At 30.7% G+C, this 277-nt stretch carries 1 pseudogene; it reads left to right on the plus strand.

Features of this window, described 5'->3' with window-relative positions:
- A pseudogene (locus JVV30_RS13050) lies at window positions 1-277 on the plus strand (cassette chromosome replicative helicase); the annotation flags it as partial.

A 277-nucleotide genomic window follows, 5' to 3' on the forward strand; every position in this document is an offset into this window, starting at 1 on the left:
TATCCAAGTTAAGATAATTGCCAAAGTTTTCAAAGATATGCTTAATAATAATCAATTTCAAGACACTAACAATGTAGTTGAAGCTTTAAAAGAAAAAGGTTATATGGAATCTGATAGAGATCGTAAGACAACAAAACGAAGTGTCAAAGATGCTCAAGGTAAAACAAAATCAATTGTATTCTATCATCTTAAATTGGATAAAGATCTTGCCCCTATTTTCGGCTTAAGCTCTAATATTGAACCTTTCACACCACCACAATTTGATGGCATTACAAAT

It is taken from the genome of Staphylococcus sp. GDY8P47P (assembly GCF_016892225.1).
Taxonomy (GTDB): Bacteria; Bacillota; Bacilli; order Staphylococcales; family Staphylococcaceae; genus Staphylococcus; species Staphylococcus borealis.